The organism is Geminicoccus flavidas, assembly GCF_009806515.1.
In the GTDB taxonomy this organism is placed as follows: domain Bacteria; phylum Pseudomonadota; class Alphaproteobacteria; order Geminicoccales; family Geminicoccaceae; genus Geminicoccus; species Geminicoccus flavidus.
Genome location: NZ_WUJP01000765.1, coordinates 1 through 3,043, shown reverse-complemented (window position 1 = coordinate 3,043; position 3,043 = coordinate 1). Strand labels below are relative to the sequence as shown.

Annotated in this window: 3 protein-coding genes; all 3 read right to left on the bottom strand. The window is 67.9% G+C overall.

Going from position 1 to position 3,043, the window contains the following annotated elements:
• Positions 1-2: 2 nt before the first annotated feature.
• Positions 3-1,313, bottom strand: coding sequence for a dihydroorotase (locus EQG76_RS22005; protein ID WP_159716463.1), 1,311 nt, complete (start codon positions 1,311-1,313; stop codon positions 3-5).
• Complete coding sequence (locus EQG76_RS22000; protein ID WP_159716462.1) at positions 1,310-2,260, bottom strand: aspartate carbamoyltransferase catalytic subunit; 951 nt, start codon at positions 2,258-2,260, stop codon at positions 1,310-1,312. Before EQG76_RS22000 ends, EQG76_RS22005 begins: the two co-directional genes overlap by 4 nt.
• Positions 2,261-2,326: 66 nt before the next feature.
• A complete protein-coding gene (locus EQG76_RS21995) occupies positions 2,327-2,524 on the bottom strand; it encodes a hypothetical protein (RefSeq protein WP_159716461.1) in 198 nt (65 codons plus the stop codon).
• Positions 2,525-3,043: the final 519 nt, after the last annotated feature.

The window sequence follows — 3,043 nt, the reverse complement described above, 5'->3', positions numbered from 1 at the left end:
GTTCAGTCCAGTCTGGTGGGGATGGGCCTGCCCCGGCTGAACACGACGCGGCCGTCCACCAGCGTGGTCTCGACCCGGCCCATCATGAGTCGGCCCTCGAAGGCGGTGTTCTTGGACGCGCTGTGCAGGTCGCGCTCGGCCACCTTCCAGGGCCGGTCCGGGTCGAGCAGGATCAGGTCGGCGGGAGCGCCCACGGCGAGCGTGCCGCCCTCGATGCCGAGCAGCCTGGCGGGCGTGGAGGACAGGCGGACGAATAGGTCGGCCAGGCTCATCCGCCCGTCCGTCACCAGGCGCAATGCCACCGGCAGGAGCGTTTCTAGCCCCACCACGCCAAACTCCGCACTGGCGAACGGCAGGCGCTTGCTGTCTTGGTCCTGTGGGCGGTGGTCCGAGGCGATCGCGTCGATCGTGCCGTCCACCACGGCGGCCTCGATCGCGCACCGGTCCGCCTCGGCCCGCAGCGGCGGCGAGACCTTCGCAAACGTCCGGTAGCCTTCGACCTCCAGCTCGTTCAGCGCCAGATGGTGCGGGGTGCAATCGCAGGTGACCCGCACCCCCTCCGCCTTGGCCCGGCGGATCGCCTCCACCGCCTCGGCCGTGGTGATCCGCGAGAAGTGGATCCGCCCGCCGGTGGCACGGGCCAGGCGCAGGTCGCGCTCGATCATGATGACCTCGGCCTCGCGCGGGATCGACGCCAGACCCAGCCGGGCGGCGATCGGGCCCGGGTTGGCCGCCCCGCCGCGAGCCAGGTCCGGCTCCTCCGGATGCTGCACCAGGAAGGCGTCAACCAGCCGGCCATAGCTCAGCGCGCGGCGCATGATCCGGGCACTGGCGACGGCCAAGTGGCCATCGGTGAAGCCGACCGCGCCCGCCTCGCGCAGCAGGCCGAACTCGGCCAGTTCCTGGCCCTTCAGGCCCTTGGTGATGGCGGCATAGGGATAGACCTTGGCCAGTCGTACCCGCCGGGCGCGCCTTGCCACGAACTCGACCATGGAGGGATCGTCGATCGGCGGCTGGGTGCCGGGCAGGCAGGCGAAGCTGGTGACACCGCCCGCCACCGCGGCAAGCGCGCCGCTGGCGAAGCTCTCCTTGTGCTCGGCACCCGGCTCGCCGAGCTGCACGCGCAGGTCGACCAGGCCGGGTGCCAGGACCAGCCCGTCCGCATCCAGCCGCTCCGCGTCGATCGACGCGTCCCGGCCGAGCTTCGGGCCATGGGCGGCGATCCGGCCGTGCTCGACCAGCAGCGCACCCACCGTCTCCGTGCCCGCCACCGGATCGACCAGCCTTGCATTGGTGATCAGCAGGCGGCTCATCGCCTGGCCTCCGGCCCTGCCAACGCCTCGAGCACTGCCATGCGTACTGCCACCCCCATCTCGACCTGGTCCAGGATGGCGCTGCGGTCGATGTCGTCGGCCACCACCCCGTCGATCTCCACGCCGCGGTTCATCGGCCCCGGATGGAGGACCAGGGCGTCCGGGGCGGCGTTGGCGAGCTTCTCGCGGGTCAGGCCGTAGAGGCGGAAATACTCGCGGATGGAGGGGAGGTGGGCGGACTGCATGCGCTCTAGCTGCAGGCGCAGCATCATCACGATGTCGGCCCCCTCCAGGCCGCGCATCATGTCGGTGGTCACCTCGGCGCCATAGACCTCGATCCCGCCCGGGAGCAGGGTTGGCGGGGCCACCAGCCGCACCCGGGCGCCCATCGCCAGCAGCAGCAGCATGTTGGAGCGGGCAACCCGCGAATGGAGCACGTCGCCGCAGATCGCGACCGTCAGCCCCTCGATCCGGCCCTTGCGCCGGCGGATGGTGAGCGCGTCGAGCAGCGCCTGGGTCGGGTGCTCGTGCAGCCCGTCGCCGGCATTGACCACCGAGCAGCGCACGTGGCGGGCGAGCAGGGCTACGGCACCGCTCTCGCCATGGCGCACCACCAGCACGTCAGGGTGCATGGCGTTCAGCGTCATCGCGGTGTCGATGAGGGTCTCGCCCTTCTTCACCGAAGAGGTCGCGACCTCCATGTTGACCACGTCGGCGCCCAGCCGCTTGCCGGCTAGCTCAAACGAGGTTCGGGTGCGGGTCGAGTTCTCGAAGAACAGGTTGAGTAGCGTGCGGCCGGCCAGGCGGTCGCGGCGGTCGGCAAGGCCGCGGTTCACGTCGACGCAGGCGTCCGCCCGGTCGAGCAGATCCTGGATCTCATGGGGCGCCAGCCCCTCGATGCCGAGGAGATGCGGCCCGCGGAAGCGAAGGGAATGTCGGTCGTCCATGGCCGGGAGGCATAGGCCCGGGCCGCCCTGTCGACAAGCAGCGGCGACGTCGCCAGATGACGCCAGTCAGCGCGGCGGGCGAGGCTTCTCGACCGTCTCAACCCGCAGCCCCATCGGCGCCAGCCAGAGGCTCGCCCAGGCGGCGAAGCCCAGGCGGAACATATCCCAGGGCATCAGCCAGGCATCCGCAGGGTCGAAGACCACCGGTTGGACCGGTACGGCTCGCGCCGGCTGGCTGCCGCGCAGCGGGATGATGTCTGCCATCTGGATTCTCGACCTCGCCTATATCCACTTGTGAGCGACAGCCGTAAGTCCGTCTATGCCCATCCAGCAACAAACGGACCATTAGCACCAAGGTGCCTTCAGCCGCTGTGACTGCCGTCACCAAGGCAACATGTCCGGCACGTGGATGCACATCATGCAGATGATGACGATGCCAATGGGCTGCTAGCACTCAAGAATCCGGCATAGTCAAGGTTTGCAGGAAGATCGGAACCCGATGCTTCTGCTGTATCACAATAGTTAACCGGTTATTAATAAATTTCCGCCACTAGTAACTCACCGGATCGCGAAGTCAGGCGCGTCCGCCGGGTTACCAGGGTACGATCATGCAGCTCAAGCGGCGTTCGTTTATCATTGGCGCATCTGCCATGCTGATGTCTCATCTGGCTAACAGTGTTTCTCTGGCTCAATCCGGTGAGATGGAGCCATATTATCACGAGATTATTCAGAACAGAGCTCGCTACGGCAAGGTCTGCCACCTGTTCGGTGACAGCATCATGC

What these genes read in the sequence shown, in the direction of transcription:
- EQG76_RS22000 (WP_159716462.1), bottom strand. Translation starts at nt 2,260, where the DNA reads ATGGACGACCGACATTCCCTTCGCTTCCGCGGGCCGCATCTCCTCGGC.
- EQG76_RS21995 (WP_159716461.1), bottom strand. Translation starts at nt 2,524, where the DNA reads ATGGCAGACATCATCCCGCTGCGCGGCAGCCAGCCGGCGCGAGCCGTA.
- EQG76_RS22005 (WP_159716463.1), bottom strand. Translation starts at nt 1,313, where the DNA reads ATGAGCCGCCTGCTGATCACCAATGCAAGGCTGGTCGATCCGGTGGCG.